The 14190-nt window shown below is 37.6% G+C and carries 20 protein-coding genes; 7 read left to right on the top strand and 13 right to left on the bottom strand.

Annotation, left to right across the window (positions count from 1 at the left end; genetic code table 11):
* Positions 1 to 30 precede the first annotated feature (30 nt).
* From AC4NPH_RS20355 to AC4NPH_RS20345, 3 genes are all read right to left on the bottom strand, one after another.
* Positions 31 to 507, bottom strand: a complete 477-nt coding sequence (locus tag AC4NPH_RS20355) for a hypothetical protein (RefSeq protein WP_491938899.1) — start codon at positions 505 to 507, stop codon at positions 31 to 33.
* A 138-nt stretch (positions 508 to 645) separates the two neighbouring features.
* Complete coding sequence (locus tag AC4NPH_RS20350) at positions 646 to 1122, bottom strand: hypothetical protein (RefSeq protein WP_013057760.1); 477 nt, start codon at positions 1120 to 1122, stop codon at positions 646 to 648.
* A 142-nt stretch (positions 1123 to 1264) separates the two neighbouring features.
* Positions 1265 to 2029 (bottom strand): GNAT family N-acetyltransferase, encoded by a 765-nt coding sequence (locus tag AC4NPH_RS20345; protein ID WP_097812200.1) that lies wholly within the window; start codon positions 2027 to 2029, stop codon positions 1265 to 1267.
* Positions 2030 to 2227: 198 nt separating this feature from the next.
* Here AC4NPH_RS20345 and AC4NPH_RS20340 point away from each other — a divergent pair, with 198 nt between their 5' ends.
* Both AC4NPH_RS20340 and AC4NPH_RS20335 read left to right on the top strand, forming a co-directional pair.
* The gene (locus tag AC4NPH_RS20340; protein ID WP_013057762.1) at positions 2228 to 2491 is read left to right on the top strand and encodes a GlsB/YeaQ/YmgE family stress response membrane protein; all 264 of its coding nucleotides are present in this window, start codon (positions 2228 to 2230) and stop codon (positions 2489 to 2491) included.
* A gap of 158 nt (positions 2492 to 2649) precedes the next feature.
* Positions 2650 to 2835 (top strand): aspartyl-phosphate phosphatase Spo0E family protein, encoded by a 186-nt coding sequence (locus tag AC4NPH_RS20335; protein ID WP_013057763.1) that lies wholly within the window; start codon positions 2650 to 2652, stop codon positions 2833 to 2835.
* Positions 2836 to 2878: 43 nt separating this feature from the next.
* Here the strand turns inward: AC4NPH_RS20335 and AC4NPH_RS20330 are convergent, their stop codons facing one another.
* Entirely contained in the window at positions 2879 to 3694 is an 816-nt protein-coding gene (locus AC4NPH_RS20330) for an STAS domain-containing protein (protein ID WP_013057764.1), read from the bottom strand.
* 350 nt (positions 3695 to 4044) lie between these two features.
* Here AC4NPH_RS20330 and AC4NPH_RS20325 point away from each other — a divergent pair, with 350 nt between their 5' ends.
* Positions 4045 to 4314, top strand: coding sequence for a GlsB/YeaQ/YmgE family stress response membrane protein (locus AC4NPH_RS20325; protein WP_013057765.1), 270 nt, complete (start codon positions 4045 to 4047; stop codon positions 4312 to 4314).
* Positions 4315 to 4594: 280 nt separating this feature from the next.
* On the opposite strand, the gene AC4NPH_RS20320 is transcribed toward AC4NPH_RS20325, so the two are convergent.
* From AC4NPH_RS20320 to AC4NPH_RS20305, 4 genes are all read right to left on the bottom strand, one after another.
* Entirely contained in the window at positions 4595 to 5011 is a 417-nt protein-coding gene (locus tag AC4NPH_RS20320) for a YhfM domain-containing protein (protein ID WP_013057766.1), read from the bottom strand.
* A 161-nt stretch (positions 5012 to 5172) separates the two neighbouring features.
* Positions 5173 to 5337: a hypothetical protein gene (locus tag AC4NPH_RS20315; RefSeq protein ID WP_013057767.1), complete on the bottom strand. Its 165-nt coding sequence runs from the start codon at positions 5335 to 5337 to the stop codon at positions 5173 to 5175.
* A 12-nt stretch (positions 5338 to 5349) separates the two neighbouring features.
* The gene (gene clpP / locus AC4NPH_RS20310; protein WP_013057768.1) at positions 5350 to 5931 is read right to left on the bottom strand and encodes an ATP-dependent Clp endopeptidase proteolytic subunit ClpP; all 582 of its coding nucleotides are present in this window, start codon (positions 5929 to 5931) and stop codon (positions 5350 to 5352) included.
* 427 nt (positions 5932 to 6358) lie between these two features.
* A complete protein-coding gene (locus AC4NPH_RS20305; protein ID WP_013057769.1) occupies positions 6359 to 6781 on the bottom strand; it encodes a MerR family transcriptional regulator in 423 nt (140 codons plus the stop codon).
* Positions 6782 to 7030: 249 nt separating this feature from the next.
* On the opposite strand from AC4NPH_RS20305, the gene AC4NPH_RS20300 reads away from it, so the two are divergent.
* A complete protein-coding gene (locus AC4NPH_RS20300) occupies positions 7031 to 7474 on the top strand; it encodes an HIT family protein (RefSeq protein WP_013057770.1) in 444 nt (147 codons plus the stop codon).
* Positions 7475 to 7506: 32 nt separating this feature from the next.
* Here AC4NPH_RS20300 and aspA read toward each other — a convergent pair whose 3' ends face one another.
* Together aspA and AC4NPH_RS20290 are read right to left on the bottom strand one after the other, a co-directional pair.
* Positions 7507 to 8937 (bottom strand): aspartate ammonia-lyase, encoded by a 1431-nt coding sequence (gene aspA / locus AC4NPH_RS20295; RefSeq protein ID WP_013057771.1) that lies wholly within the window; start codon positions 8935 to 8937, stop codon positions 7507 to 7509.
* 19 nt (positions 8938 to 8956) lie between these two features.
* Positions 8957 to 9940: an asparaginase gene (locus AC4NPH_RS20290; RefSeq protein ID WP_013057772.1), complete on the bottom strand. Its 984-nt coding sequence runs from the start codon at positions 9938 to 9940 to the stop codon at positions 8957 to 8959.
* A 267-nt stretch (positions 9941 to 10207) separates the two neighbouring features.
* On the opposite strand from AC4NPH_RS20290, the gene AC4NPH_RS20285 reads away from it, so the two are divergent.
* Complete coding sequence (locus tag AC4NPH_RS20285) at positions 10208 to 10564, top strand: helix-turn-helix domain-containing protein (RefSeq protein ID WP_013057773.1); 357 nt, start codon at positions 10208 to 10210, stop codon at positions 10562 to 10564.
* A gap of 23 nt (positions 10565 to 10587) precedes the next feature.
* On the opposite strand, the gene AC4NPH_RS20280 is transcribed toward AC4NPH_RS20285, so the two are convergent.
* The 3 genes from AC4NPH_RS20280 to AC4NPH_RS20270 all read right to left on the bottom strand — a co-directional run bounded on the left by AC4NPH_RS20280 (position 10588) and on the right by AC4NPH_RS20270 (position 13074).
* Positions 10588 to 10980 (bottom strand): hypothetical protein, encoded by a 393-nt coding sequence (locus tag AC4NPH_RS20280; RefSeq protein ID WP_063672018.1) that lies wholly within the window; start codon positions 10978 to 10980, stop codon positions 10588 to 10590.
* Between the two features lie 146 nt (positions 10981 to 11126).
* Complete coding sequence (locus tag AC4NPH_RS20275) at positions 11127 to 11297, bottom strand: hypothetical protein (protein WP_013057775.1); 171 nt, start codon at positions 11295 to 11297, stop codon at positions 11127 to 11129.
* Between the two features lie 286 nt (positions 11298 to 11583).
* Positions 11584 to 13074, bottom strand: a complete 1491-nt coding sequence (locus tag AC4NPH_RS20270) for an MFS transporter (RefSeq protein WP_061859310.1) — start codon at positions 13072 to 13074, stop codon at positions 11584 to 11586.
* Positions 13075 to 13368: 294 nt separating this feature from the next.
* On the opposite strand from AC4NPH_RS20270, the gene AC4NPH_RS20265 reads away from it, so the two are divergent.
* Together AC4NPH_RS20265 and AC4NPH_RS20260 are read left to right on the top strand one after the other, a co-directional pair.
* Positions 13369 to 13683 (top strand): ArsR/SmtB family transcription factor, encoded by a 315-nt coding sequence (locus AC4NPH_RS20265; protein ID WP_013057777.1) that lies wholly within the window; start codon positions 13369 to 13371, stop codon positions 13681 to 13683.
* Positions 13684 to 13753: 70 nt separating this feature from the next.
* Positions 13754 to 14182, top strand: a complete 429-nt coding sequence (locus tag AC4NPH_RS20260) for a DMT family transporter (protein ID WP_013057778.1) — start codon at positions 13754 to 13756, stop codon at positions 14180 to 14182.
* Positions 14183 to 14190 lie beyond the last annotated feature (8 nt).

The following is a 14190-nucleotide window of genomic DNA, read 5'->3' as shown; positions in this document are numbered from 1 at the left end:
GGCTCTCTATTACAGTATAGAGAGCCATATCTATGGCGTTTCAAATTTTACTGGGGTATAGTAGACACGCCCGATTAACTTTTTTCCTTTGCTATCTTTCCAGTCCGCTACGAGTATATACCGATCACTGCGAGAGGCAGAATCTACTGTAATAGCAGATGTTTTTTTTATGTCCTTTTTTTCTACTATGTTTTCGTAAATAGACTGATTGCGAATTTGTTTGTAATAAAGCGCATTAGGTTTTTTACCATCTATTTTAATGGACACTTGACCACCTTGAGAGACGGGAATACTATCTTTCATAACAATTGGTCTAAAATTTTTTCGTTCGCCAAAATCAGCTTCACATTCGGTCCAGCAAAAAAATAAAGGCTTGATGATGGCTTCTTTGCCTTCCGCTATTATTTTTATAGCGGGTGGATAAGGATCTTCAAGCGTTTCAGCTGTAGGAACCTGACATGCGGCTAATGAAAACAAACTAAATAGAATAACCACCACTTTTTTCATACTATGTCCTCCCTTTTTTGTAAACGTGGTGCACGTAAGTGAGTGGGTGCTTAGTATAATCTTTCGCCTGCAACCAAAAGATTCCTTTTATAATCAACAAAAAAACAGCTGCCTATTTGTTTAGACAGCTGTTTTTTTCTATTTACTTAGCATGCTTATTTCTTTTTTCATATCTTTTTCTACATATTCCATTAAATCAGATACGTAGGTTTGAAGCGGTTTTGTTGCGTCTTTGTGATCATTCATCGTTAATTCATAAATGCTATCGATATTATCAATCATCAGTTCCATATCATCGATGACGCCCGTATGCTTATACATCGTTTTCATCGTAGGATCAAGGGAAGCTAATTCATTATATTCATAGTTTATAGTATTTGAAATATCATCGAGTTCATTGATAAATTGCTTTTTGGTTTTTTTTTCGGACATAAGCTGATTATACTCTTTAAAAGCAGTTTGAAGGTTTTTCTGAGAGGCAGTCAATACTTTCAGCTGTTCTCGTCCTAAATAATAATCATAAATACTAGTAACAGTAAAATATCCTCCAAATGTGAGCGCGATTCCGATAACCAAACCTATCCAAAACGTGCTCGTTTTAAAAAAATGTTTCATAATGACTCCTTTTATCTGTGTTCTCTGTACAACACTAGCTCATGCTGCTGCTTTTTCCTAGGATACACCAAAAACGAAGTGGAAGCTACACTTTTTTAAAAATTTGTCGAAATTTGTCTCTTTTCTCACAAACCGCAGCACATTATGTTCTATCTCTATTTCTCCATCTATATACATCAAATTCGTTAACCGCTGTAAAACCAAGTTTTTCATAGGCTGGCTTTCCTGCATTTGTAGCATGCAAAATACACGTATCCGCCTGTTTTTTTGCTTCAGTAAGAAGTTCCTTCAAATATGCGGTGGCCAGGCCTTTTCTCCTCATATGTCTAGCTGTAGTGATACAATACAAACCCGCTGTACCGTCATAAAAAAAGAGAGACCCAGCTACAGCTGGCCGGTTGTGATAAAGACCCAGATATAACTGATATTGGTCAGTGTGCTGCATAAGCTGCCTAAACCTTTCAAGAAAGTCAGCTTGATATTCTTTTGGTTTTTGATAGCCGTCTATGTATACCGTTATCCATTCTTTCAATTCAGCTTCTGTGCGCACTCGCTTACATTGAAACCCTTCTACTCCTGTATGTATGTATTCTTTTTCTTGAATGTGCTGAATCATTCCGATCCATTTTTCATAAGGAACAAATCCATTTTTATGAAGAACTGGCCCAAGGTTATCATATGAAGATGGACCAACAATCCATAAAGGTTCCTCCCCTTCCCGAGAGCATATCCCTAACGCAGGCTCAATATGACGGGTTCCTGCATATATACCCCGATTGTAAGGAGATGCAGAAATCCATTTAATTTCTGACGTATCCACCTTCACAGATTTCTTCGTATGCTGAAAATACATCCAGTGCTGAATCAAGTGCTGTTCTACTACATCGCTTTGATTTTTTATTTTCACTTCATGTCTCCTTTCTCTTCTAAACTATGTTCCTTTTTCTATTATATACTAGTTAGTCTATTTTCTATGACTCTATCGCAGTTCTTAAATCCTTTTACAAGTTTTTTTTATTTTTTTTGCTATTCTATGAATAGTTTTCTTTTAAGTGGGGTACTAACCTATATAAGCAATACATCATTAAAAAGGAGGATGATATTTATGTCATTTTTATGGGCACTTATTGTAGGTGGTATTATTGGGTGGCTTGCCGGATTAATTACGGGAAGAGACGTTCCAGGAGGTATTATTGGTAACATTATTGCCGGTTTTATCGGTTCTTGGTTAGGTTCAGCTATCTTTGGAAGCTTCGGACCAGTTGTAGGTGGATTTGCTATTATTCCTGCTATTATCGGATCAATCATTTTAGTGTTAATCGTAAGTTTCATTATGAGAAAAATGCGTGGTAATCATAAACATGCCTAATAAATTATTATATTAGAAAAAGAATCTCTGTTGAAAAAGAGGTTCTTTTTTTATATGAAAAATTCTTAAAATTTACTATTTTTAATTTCATAATATTGAAAAATAAACCTCTTAATGTTAATTTAACCATAATCACTATAGAAAAAAGAGGAATTAACATGCTGCTTTCAACCCACTCAAAAGACAAATCCATGTACCAAATACTAATAGAAGAAATCGAACAGACACGAACGTTAATGATTCAAACGGCTGTCCGTGAAGGAATGACAAGTCCTAACACACTTCAAGTTAGTCAATCATTAGATGCTTTATTAAATAAACTTCAAATTTTCTTCTACCAATAAAAGCCCGTGAGTATGTAACCATATCATGGGCTTTTGTGTTGTATTAGTCCGCTTGATTAACGTATTCCACTGCTTGGTGAAGGCTGCTGAAAGTCGTAATGTCAGCCAAATCTAACCCTAAGTTCACCATCGTCTGAGCAATTTCAGCGCGAATCCCGCTTAAAACCACTTGAATTCCTAATAATCTTAAAGCACCGATTACTTTAAAAATTTGGTCCGCTACCATCGTATCAATAATTGGAACCGCGTATAAATCAATAATCAGCCAATTTAGCTTGTAGTCGCTGCCGTGTTGAAGCGCATTTTCCATTAAAATTTGAGCGCGATTTGTATCTAAATCGCCAACAAGAGGAATCACGCCAATTTCTTTCGTAATGCGTACCACAGGAATTGAAAGTTCATCAATTGCATAGCGTGCGGATTGAATTTTGTTTGCAAAGTCCGTCATATATGATTTACTAACCCAGTGTACAGCCTTGTCTACTACTACGTTGAAACGAGAAATAACTTGATAGAAGGCATCAAACGTAAACGTCTCAGCTTTTGCTTCTTCTTTAATAATTTCTCCGATAACATTTCGGTAATAGCTGATTTCTTCTAATGCTACATCCAACGGAAGCTGAAGGACAACGAGTAAATTCGCTACTTCTCTTCCCCATTCCTCAAGTACTTCAAAGTTTTTGGTATCATTTGTTGAGACAGAATCAGCATATATTTGAATTAAATGAACGCGCCACGGTTCTAGTTGTTGTTGAATATCTTTTTCTTCATATTTTTTTTGTTTTGAGAACTCTTCTTTTTTTTCTAAAATTAAATTCGTAATGTGTTTAAGCTTTTTATCTAATAATAATGACTCCATATTGTTCTCCCGTTAAGAATTTGTTTACTTAAAATGATATCACAAATACCGTTAAAAAAAGTAAAACTAAGGGAAAAAGCTTTAAAAAATGAACCGGATGTCCCCTTTTACGAATAGAATGAGCTAAATTGAATCTAAAACGTACACGAGCTGAACTTCTCTCCTTCATTTTATCGTTACTTTCACAGTGGATTCTCATACATAACTCTTCAATTTAATGTTGGGCTATCTTAGCATATATGATAAATAGATGAAAAAATGTAAAAGGGTATGCAGCAAGCATGTCGCATGACAAAGTGTGTTTTAGGAAAGACTGAAAAGGAATTCCCTATAAAAAGGAGGTTAGGTATATGTCATTTATTTGGACGCTTATTGTTGGAGGACTTATCGGCTGGCTTGCCGGTGCGTTGACAGGACGAGATGTTCCAGGTGGAATTATCGGAAACATCATTGCCGGGTTTATTGGAGCATGGTTAGGCTCTCTAATTTTTGGAGATTTTGGTCCAGAGATTGGCGGATTCGCAATTGTTCCTGCTATTATTGGTGCTGTTATTTTAGTCTTAATTGTGAGTTTTGTTTTACGCAAAATGCGCGGAAATAATAATCATCGACATGCCTGAATAAAAAAGAGAAATCAGCGTCTTGATTTCTCTTTTTCCCTTACTTCTTATAGCAAAATGTTTTAACAATGAACCTACCTGTAAGTGTAACTCTTTATTGCTACATTTAAAAATGGCTGCTTGTCACCTCTCACATTTAATACTTCTACACCCTCATATCAAGCGCGTTAGTAAGGAGCAGCCCTGTGCCTTCGAGATCATCAAGCATATCGGTGAAGGTAGCTCCAATATGAACAAGTGCAGTTTTAGCTTTCATTGGACATTGTTCTATAGTTGCTTTCTATTTGGGCTCTACTAATTCAATAAATGATCTTGCTTGTTTGCCCTTTAACTGTGCGTAGTGTGTATCTGTAGCTAATTCAACGGTTTCGTTTCCTAAGTTGACCCACATCCGATAAGATTGTACCTTTATATCCTTTTTTGTTTCCACCGGTTCAAAGTGAAGAATGTAGTTAGGTTTTCGAATCATTTCAGCTTTTTCTTCTCTCCATGATACATCTTTTAACCACTGCTGCACTTTCTGTACTTGATTTTGATCTTTCATTTTAACCGCATGGCCATATTGATTATCGGCTATGTATTTTTCGATTACGAGCTTTTGTTCAACAGTACCGCTTGAAGCACTGCTTTGCTGACATCCTGTTATCACCCAACAAATAGCAATGAGAACAACTAATCCAGACCATACTTTTTTCATTTACATCTACCTTTCTTTGTGTAATTGAAATGAGATGTTCTTGCTGAATGATGCTACCAGCTGCTCGTTTTTAAATCTCTTTTTGCATTCTCCTTTCTTCATATAAATCCCTGCTTCATTTGCTCAAAAAAACTGAATCCCCGAAAGGATCCAGTTTTTCGTTACGATTCGACATCTTCTATGACATGAACAGCGCGAATAGCGGCGTTTATTTTTGCATGTTGAATTCGCTCTTTTGCTTCTTGTATAGTCATTGCTTCTACTTCTTGATAAAAAATCACGTTCGCCCATTCATATTCTACTGAATAACGATTTGTTTTTTCCACACGGTATCCTCCTTATTGATGAACTAAAATTTGATCAATCATGCCATATTCTTTTGCTTCATCCGCTGTAAAGAATGTATCTCGATCAGTGTCTTTTTTAATCGTTGACAGCGATTGCCCTGTTCGTTCAGACAGCAGTTCATTTAGGTGGTCTTTTAACCGCAAAATACGCTTCGCTCGAATCTCAATTTCAGCTGCTTGTCCTTTTGCTCCTCCTAGCGGCTGATGAATCATCACTTCGCTATTAGGAAGAGCAAAACGTTTCCCTTTTTGACCGCCCGCTAGTAAAAATGAACCCATAGATGCCGCTAGCCCTATACACAATGTGCTTACATCTGCACGTATAAGCTGCATCGTATCAAAAATAGCCATGCCCGCTGTAATAGATCCTCCCGGTGAATTAATATAAATGCTGATATCCTTTTCTGGGTTTTCTGCATCTAAAAATAAAAGCTGAGCAATAATGCTAGTAGCCACCTCATCCGTAACTTCACCTGTGAGCATAATCACTCGGTCGAGCAACAGCCTTGAATAAATATCATAGGCACGCTCTCCTTTGCTTGTTTGTTCTACTACATATGGAGTTAAGTTCATGTGACCGCCTCTTTCCACTGAATTAGTACGAGCAAATTTTTTCACTTTTGCACTGATTTCATGATTTAAAAATGAATCCCCTATCAACTCTTCATCCGTAAATTTAATCATTAGTGAATGCCTTTCTTGCTGTATATGCAAGGTTTCATCGCGGTAAGTCACAGCAACTGCAATCTCTGCCTGTGGATATAAAACAGTCTCTTCCGTGTAGAGCTCTATTAATAGAGGTTCATCGTCGATATGTTTTACTTCGATTTGCCCCTGTTTGTTTTCCCGGTATCCATTTAAGTTTGTCGTTTTAAACAGACCTTCGGGCAGCTGAATATCAATCGTGATGTTTGTTACTTTTACTTGCGAACGTTCAAATGTAATACAAAGGTGGTTCATTCCTTCTTCTTTTTCCATCACTGATTTTGCCACAGCTAATTTAATCATGCGATGAATGATCCTTTAAAATTTGAGTAACAGACTCAATTACTTTTTGCCGTACGTCCGCTGATAAATTTCGATTCATAGCTACAAACACATCTTCATTGACTTGATGCATTTCTTGATTTTGAATTTGTTTGCTTTGGTAAAGAGGGAGCTGCGCACCGATGTTTTTTACTTCTTCATCACTCATGGAACACAGCGTTTTTTGAATGGAAGCTAGTGACTCACCTGCTTTTGATAATGTTAAAACGGCTCGAAAGTAGTGAACGTGCTGATCTGTATAGACACGCTTATTCCCTACTAGCACTAGCGGAGGAACAATTTCTATTTGCGTGTAATACCGTACCGTACGCAGGTTCAAGTCCGCACCTTCATTATTTAATAACTCCGTAATTTGCTTTCCTGTATATGTATTCAAACAATCCCCCCTTATTAGTTACAGTTAACTGTTACACTATCATTATACTGTAAAGATTTTATTTTTACAATTAAAACCATGGTAAATTTTAGATAAAACAACTAACCATATAAAAAGAACAAAACAAAGAGCCCAGGTCATATATCCGGGCTCTCTTTACTAAGCGAAAAAATACCTGTGTATATTTCAAACTATTCCTCCTGATACTTCTCGTGCTACACTTTAGTTATCTTAAAAAGGAGAGAACGTATGATGGTGAATCCACGTATAGATTGCTTAGGGTGTCGATTAGCAAATAACCAAGAGAAATCGCATGTGATATTTGAAGATTCGTTTGTGACGTGCCTATTAGATCACAAGCCATTTAACGAAGGACAAGTCTTAATTCTTCCTAAAACACATATAGTGGAAATCGACGAATTTGATACTGAACACATACTGGCCGTGATGAATGCAGCGAAGCTAATGACAAAAGCAGTGAAGACGCTCTTTGTTCCAGACGGAGTTACTCTCTCTCAAAACGGCGGGATGTTTAACGAGTTAACTCACTTTCACATGCACATCGTTCCGAGATATAAAGAGGAGTGTTTCGGAGGTTTTTATACGCAAATTCCTCAATATGCTGAAAAAGATGACGTCTTGGCTGCAACAGCTCAGAAAATGCGCCGCGTCATTCATCACATGTTTTCATAAAAAAAACGGCTTCCATAAGGAAGCCGTTTTTTTTATTGTCGATCAAACAATGAACTTCCTGCAATACCAGGGTTCGTCATTTCAAATGGATTTAAAATGAGATCTAATTCCTCTTCTGTTAACACATCGTATTGAAGGCAAAGCTCACGAATTGGTTTTCCTGTTAAAATCGCTTCACGCGCAATACGCGATACGACTTCATAGCCTAAGTGAGGGTTAACAGCTGTAATAATTCCTACGCTTTTTTCTACATATTCTTTCATGCGCGTTTCGTTTGCTTCAATTCCTGCTAAACAGTGATCTGTAAAGCTTCTGAAACCGTTGTTCATGATGCTGATTGATTGAAGCAAGTTAAATACAAGCACAGGTTCCATGACGTTAAGCTCCATCTGACCTGCTTCTGAAGCAAGAGAGATCGTCTGGTCATTTCCCATTACTTGAAACGCAATTTGATTGATTAATTCAGCCATAACCGGGTTTACTTTTCCTGGCATGATTGAAGAACCAGGCTGACGGGCTGGAAGGCTGATTTCTCCTAGACCTGCACGAGGTCCCGAGGCCATTAAACGCAGGTCATTTGCAATTTTAGACATATTCGTCATACAGATTTTAAGCGCTGCAGATACTTCTGTATAAGCATCTGTATTTTGAGTAGCGTCCACTAAATGCTCTGCATGCACAAGCGGCAGACCGCTGATATCGGCTAAGTGTTTGACTACATTTTCAATATAGCGAGGATCTGCATTTAAGCCTGTTCCAACAGCTGTCGCCCCCATATTTACTTCATGCAAGTGGTCACGCGTTGCGCTGATACGCTTAATGTCGCGCGCTAACACGCGGCTGTATGCTTCAAACTCTTGACCAAGACGAACGGGTACAGCATCTTGAAGGTGCGTACGGCCCATTTTAATTACATGATCAAATTCTTGCGCTTTTCGCTTGAACACATCATGCATATCATTCATTGTAACAAGAAGTTTATTTAATAAGTTCAGCGTTGAAATATGGATAGCCGTTGGAAATACATCATTTGTTGACTGAGACATATTCACATGGCTGTTAGGACTTAATTTACCATACTCCCCTTTATTATTTCCCATAATTTCAAGAGCACGGTTTGCAATAACTTCATTAGCATTCATATTCATTGACGTTCCTGCTCCACCTTGAATAGGGTCCACAATAAAGTATTCATGCCACTGACCTGCTAAGATTTCATCAGCTGCTTGCACAATCGCATTTCCAATACCCTCATACAAGCGCTTTGTATCCATATTTGCAAGCGCTGCCGCTTTTTTTACAATAGCAAGCGCTTTAATCATTTCTTCATGTACTTTATAACCCGTAATCGGGAAATTTTCTACGGCACGTGCGGTTTGTACACCGTAGTATACGTCTGCTGGGATTTGTTTTTCTCCTAGAAAATCAGCTTCTGTACGATATCCTGCTGTTTCTTGTTTCATAGCTGTACCTGCTTTCTTTTTAATTAATATCTTCTGCAATCGACGTTTCCATCATCTTTTTAACTTGGTGAGGGTCTTTCGTTTGTCCGAGCACCCACATTAATTTAGGAACAATGGCTTCTGTGTTCATGTTTTTTGAGCGCACGACGCTGTCATGATTAATCATTCGGCCTACTTCATAAATGCCCATGTCTTCTCCTTCTTCAAGACATTGAGTCGTAATGACAACGGATACACCGTGGTTTGTTAACTCAACAAGCTTGGCTAAAATGTTGCGAACTTGAAATGGAATACCTCCACTTCCATAGCTTTCAACAACAACGCCTTGATATACATCCTTTAATCCATCGAAAAATTCAGGTTTAATGCCGGGAAACAGTTTAACAACTGCTACATCCGTACAAAGAGATGTATTAACCGTCAACTCTTCTTTACTAGAGCGAACGGGTTTTGTATATTCCACCGTATTATCATGGATAGACGCCACGTATGGATAATTAATGCTTTCAAATGCATCATAGCTTTTTGTACGAAGCTTGATTGCTCTTGTGCCTTGAATCACACGACCGTCAAAGACTACATAGACTCCGCCTGTTTCTTCACAAGCAAAGCGAATCGCATCTGCAATATTGCGCTTCGCGTCCGTTTTACTAAATGAAATAGGAATTTGAGATCCTGTAATCGCAATTGGTTTTTTAGAATGCTGAAGCATGTAAGAAAGAGCTGCCGATGTGTAGGCCATTGTATCAGTTCCATGGGTGATAACAAAACCATCGTATTCATTATAATGCTCTTCGATCGCTTTTGCCATCTCTATCCAACATTCTGGCTGCATATTTGTACTATCAAGATTCATAAGAGATTTGCTGTCAATTTGACAGTGTTCATTTAAATCAGGTATGTAGCTTAGTAATTGATCTGGCTCCATTCCAGGAACAAGTCCATTTTCACCTTCAAGTGAAGCGACCGTTCCACCAGTTGATAACAATAATAGTTTTTTCAAAACCGACATCCCCTTTGCTTAATTTTTGTAAAAAAACCTGACAATCTATCAAATAAATTATATTCATTTCGCGTACTTCACCTGTAATTATAGTAACCAAAAATCAATAAATCAAGAGAAAAATTATTCGTTTCGCGTACACTTTTCTCTGCAGCAATGATATAATGAATAAAAATGTAAATTAGCTCACGGTTTGATTACAAAGATCTGCGCGCGAGCTGAATTCCTCGGTTTTTTACATACTACACCTACAAAGGAGCGTCATGAATGTTAAGCAGATTAGCTCAACTCAGGAAAGAAAAAAAATGGTCTCTTCAATATACAGCTGACCAGCTTGAAATTGCTAAAAGCACCTACGCAGGATACGAATCTGGCTATCGTCGTCCTTCTCTTGAAGCACTCGTTACAATCGCAGAACTATTTGATACATCAACAGACTACTTGCTAGGTAAGGAAAAGGAACCTCATTCTCTTTCAGATGCACCCATTGAATTAACATCGCCTCAAACTCATACGATTACGGTTGACGGTGCGGAACTATCTCAAGAAGAAATTCAGCAGCTGACAGCTTTTATTCGTGCTAAAAGACAAATTGAAAAAGAAACTGCACCTTCTTCAATTTAAAGAAGATTAGAAGCAGGGTGCTTCTAATCTTCTAGCTGCATTTCTAAATAGCCTACTACTTCTTTTGTTATTTCCTCTTCTGTTTCTTCCACCAGCTCTCCGGTTATCTTGTTGCCTGGGAGCTTCCTCGAAGAACGGATGCCCCAAAACGTGCGTACACAGTGCCAGACAGGAATAAAAAGACCGTCTAAAAACTCATCTTTTTCCAAAATACCCACGTGAATAGTGGCGTGGTAACCGGGCTGAAAAGGATTTTCTCCTTCACGGATCACACCTACAGAAAGCTCCATCCCTTTTTTTTCAAAAGCTTCTTTATATTGTGCATATATTGATTTGAGAAGTTCTTGCATAGATCTTTCAACTGTATGTATATGTTGTTCTAACTGCGGCGTAAATTGTTTTGCGATGTATTCCATCTATCTCCCTCTTCTTTCAGTTCCCTATCCCTTATTTTAGTGATTTTCATTTTATTGTATCATAAGAAAAGCGTTTGTCTGTCTAGCAGAAAACCCCGCTTTTTTATAGAAAAGCGGGGTTCATACATACCTTTACTAGCAATAGCTTACATTGCTTTGTCTTGTTTAGAAGATGATTTTAATTTTTTATTTTTAGTTGGATCTGGCTCATTAGAAGACATGATAATGTTTCCTTCGCCGTTGCACACTTTGCACTTTATAAATCCAAATTTCTTACCGGCTCCTTGGCATTGTGGACAAACATATCGAATTGGCATAAACTGTACCTTCCTTCTTTCTAATTTATACCTGCGCCTTGAAAGCGCCTGTGGCTAGTTTATAGTTTTATTATAAGTTGTACAATCCACCCTATCAAGACGTGCCAAATTGCACATCTTTAATGGTAAGAAATCCTTCCTTTCTAAAATTCACCTGAAAAATGAGTCGATAGACAGGAGAATTTCTTTTCTTGTCAAAAGGCAATACGTCAGAGGAAGTTTCTTATTGGATATAATTAGCGAATGTTTGCGCGGAAAATTTTGCGCTTTTTCGCGAAGTTCAAGGTTAAACAACCGTTTTATCTCGAATTTCTTTTGAAATGGTTACGTCTTTCCAAAGCTGTTCGTATTTATAACCCGTTAAACTTTCACAAACCGCTTGCGCTTCAGGAGTAACGTCTTTCGCTCGGCCTCCCTTTTTTCTTCTTTGAATTTCAGCTAATAAGATTTTGTGATTTTCCGGACTTATTTTAAACCATATGGTTGCGATAATTCCAGCGAGAATCAAAATAGCAGGTACAATCATGAACAGCTTTTGTAAGCCGGCTAGCGTAGACGCTGACTGCTCGGCGTTTGGTACATAACCAATATTCTTTAAGGCAACACCAACAAGAAAAATCGCAAGCGCCTGAGAAGATTTTCGAATAAACGACATCAGCCCTGCATACACGCCCTCTCTTCTTTTTGTCGTAATCATTTCATCTACATCTGATACGAACGGCAGTACATTCCATGGAATCATAATCGCTCCAGAATGACCGCTTCCTAAGAAAAATGCTGCTAAATAAATAAGAACTAACGAGCTATCTGTTGTTAGGAAACTGAATAAAACAATGCCCGTTCCCCAGATGATCATGCTGAAGTTATAAGTTAATTTATTTCCTAACTTAATGGCTATGTACGTAACAAGAGGAATAAATAGCACTTGTGTAATTTGCACAAAGCTTAGGGTGTCTGCATAAATAGCTTCGCGCAGCATGTAATAGGCAATAAAATAAAAGAAAAGAGCATTAAATACATCCATTGCAATGTAAGATGCTAAGTACATGGCAAGATACACGTTAAACGACTTATTTTTAAATGCACTTCCAAAACTGATAAAAAGCTGCTTAAATTCTAACCAAAATCCGCTTTTCTTTTTTCGTTCCACTACTTCTCCGCTATCCCAAGTTCCTTTATAGACAAAAATCCATGGAAGAGCAAAAAGAAGACCAAAGATAATTCCCATGATTAAATACCCTTGTCCACCTGGAAATGCATCAATGATTCGTTTTGGAAAGAAAGCGCCTAAAAATGAAGCGCCTTGTGAAAAGACCATGCGTATTCCCGTCATTTTCGAACGAATACTATAATCTGTAGTCATTTCTGCTGCTAGCGTGTTGTAAGGGACCATCACCATACCAAACGCCGTGTTAAACAAAAGATAGGCTAAGATAAAATAGGTGTATTTGAACATATGCGAACCTTCAATAGGAATCCAAAGCATGCTGAACGTGATGGCAACTGGAATGATTCCAAAAAGAAAAAAGACTCTTCTTCGTCCTTTTTTTGTCTGAAGATGATCAGATATGTACCCAATGGTTGGATCTAACAAAGCATCCCACACTTTTCCAAGAGCTACAATCGTTCCTGCTTCTACAGGAGAAAGCCCGACTACATCTGTTAAAAAAACCATAAATAATGTGCCGATAATAAAAAAGGATCCTCCGCCAAACAAATCCCCAAATCCATACGCTACCATATTACGAAAGCGCACTTGTTTTGTTTTCCCTTGCATATGCAGCCCTCCCCCTGAGTAAATAGACTAGCTTCTTTTGTTATTCACTTTTTTCTATTTTACTAAACTACCCCTTAAAAAATAAGGAATATGTCATCTGTTCTACTCAAAAAATAAGGTGCTTTTTAATTATATAAGTAGAAAAACAGCCGAATAAAACGTTCTTCTTTATACTCTTTTATAAGTTGACTTTTTGTTCACAGCTGTTATAATTCAACCCATCGCTTTTTATTTAGCTATAAAATGCAAACTTGAACATTTGACATCTGAGCTGTGACGAATAAAATAATAAGTATGAAACCTATTGATATCTTTAAAGCATTATCTAATGAAACTCGATTAAATATATTGGAGTGGTTAAAAGAACCTGAAAAGCATTTTAAAGACCAACAAGCACATTTGCCTAAGGAGGTCAGCAGCAGAGGCGGTGTTTGCGTGGGAGATATTCAGGAAAAAGCTCAGCTGTCTCAGTCCACAGTGTCCAGTTATCTTTCCATGATGCAAAAAGCAGGTTTGTTAGAGTCAATTCGGCACGGTCAATGGACATACTATCGCCGAAATGAAGAAACGCTTCAAGAGCTTTCTTCATTCTTACGAAAAAAACTTTAACGAGTTTTTTTCACTCACTATATCTATTTTTCTAGATATACAAATATAAAGAAGTGTTGGAGTGATAAATGTGAAGTTGTTGGTTTATTTGGTTGCGGTTCTAGGCGGCGCTGCTTTAAGTATGGAAGGCGCTATTGCCGGAGAACTCGGAAAAACAGTGGGAAAACTTGAAAGCAGTTATTATATTTTTATTATGGGAACGCTCATTTTAGGTCTGACCACTTTATTTGCTGGAAAGGGAGATTTACCTTACGTCTTAAAAGCGCCTAAGTGGAATTTAACCGGCGGTTTATTAGGTACGGTTTATTTAACAATTCTAGTGATTAGTATCCCCTTTATCGGAATTGGCGTTTCAATGGTTGCTGTTATTGTGGGCCAAATGATTACAAGCATGATCATTGAGCATTTTGGTTGGCTTGGCAGCAGCAAAATTAAAATTAACAAAGAACGCGTAATTGCTATTGTATGTATGGGAATTGCGCTTGTGCTTATTTTCTAGGAGGGTTT

The sequence above is a fragment of the Priestia sp. MDV22-iso46 genome (genome assembly GCF_058629175.1).
Note: the sequence above shows the minus strand (reverse complement) of the source record. Positions and strands in the feature narration are given on the sequence as shown.

Excerpts from the sequence above, each read along its gene's own strand:
- AC4NPH_RS20355 (WP_491938899.1), bottom strand. The coding sequence starts at position 507 with ATGAAAAAAGTGGTGGTTATTCTATTTAGTTTGTTTTCATTAGCCGCA.
- AC4NPH_RS20350 (WP_013057760.1), bottom strand. The coding sequence starts at position 1,122 with ATGAAACATTTTTTTAAAACGAGCACGTTTTGGATAGGTTTGGTTATC.
- AC4NPH_RS20340 (WP_013057762.1), top strand. The coding sequence starts at position 2,228 with ATGTCATTTTTATGGGCACTTATTGTAGGTGGTATTATTGGGTGGCTT.
- AC4NPH_RS20335 (WP_013057763.1), top strand. The coding sequence starts at position 2,650 with ATGCTGCTTTCAACCCACTCAAAAGACAAATCCATGTACCAAATACTA.
- AC4NPH_RS20330 (WP_013057764.1), bottom strand. The coding sequence starts at position 3,694 with ATGGAGTCATTATTATTAGATAAAAAGCTTAAACACATTACGAATTTA.
- AC4NPH_RS20325 (WP_013057765.1), top strand. The coding sequence starts at position 4,045 with ATGTCATTTATTTGGACGCTTATTGTTGGAGGACTTATCGGCTGGCTT.
- AC4NPH_RS20320 (WP_013057766.1), bottom strand. The coding sequence starts at position 5,011 with ATGAAAAAAGTATGGTCTGGATTAGTTGTTCTCATTGCTATTTGTTGG.
- clpP (WP_013057768.1), bottom strand. The coding sequence starts at position 5,931 with ATGAACTTAACTCCATATGTAGTAGAACAAACAAGCAAAGGAGAGCGT.
- AC4NPH_RS20300 (WP_013057770.1), top strand. The coding sequence starts at position 7,031 with ATGATGGTGAATCCACGTATAGATTGCTTAGGGTGTCGATTAGCAAAT.
- aspA (WP_013057771.1), bottom strand. The coding sequence starts at position 8,937 with ATGAAACAAGAAACAGCAGGATATCGTACAGAAGCTGATTTTCTAGGA.
- AC4NPH_RS20285 (WP_013057773.1), top strand. The coding sequence starts at position 10,208 with ATGTTAAGCAGATTAGCTCAACTCAGGAAAGAAAAAAAATGGTCTCTT.
- AC4NPH_RS20280 (WP_063672018.1), bottom strand. The coding sequence starts at position 10,980 with ATGGAATACATCGCAAAACAATTTACGCCGCAGTTAGAACAACATATA.
- AC4NPH_RS20275 (WP_013057775.1), bottom strand. The coding sequence starts at position 11,297 with ATGCCAATTCGATATGTTTGTCCACAATGCCAAGGAGCCGGTAAGAAA.
- AC4NPH_RS20270 (WP_061859310.1), bottom strand. The coding sequence starts at position 13,074 with ATGCAAGGGAAAACAAAACAAGTGCGCTTTCGTAATATGGTAGCGTAT.
- AC4NPH_RS20265 (WP_013057777.1), top strand. The coding sequence starts at position 13,369 with ATGAAACCTATTGATATCTTTAAAGCATTATCTAATGAAACTCGATTA.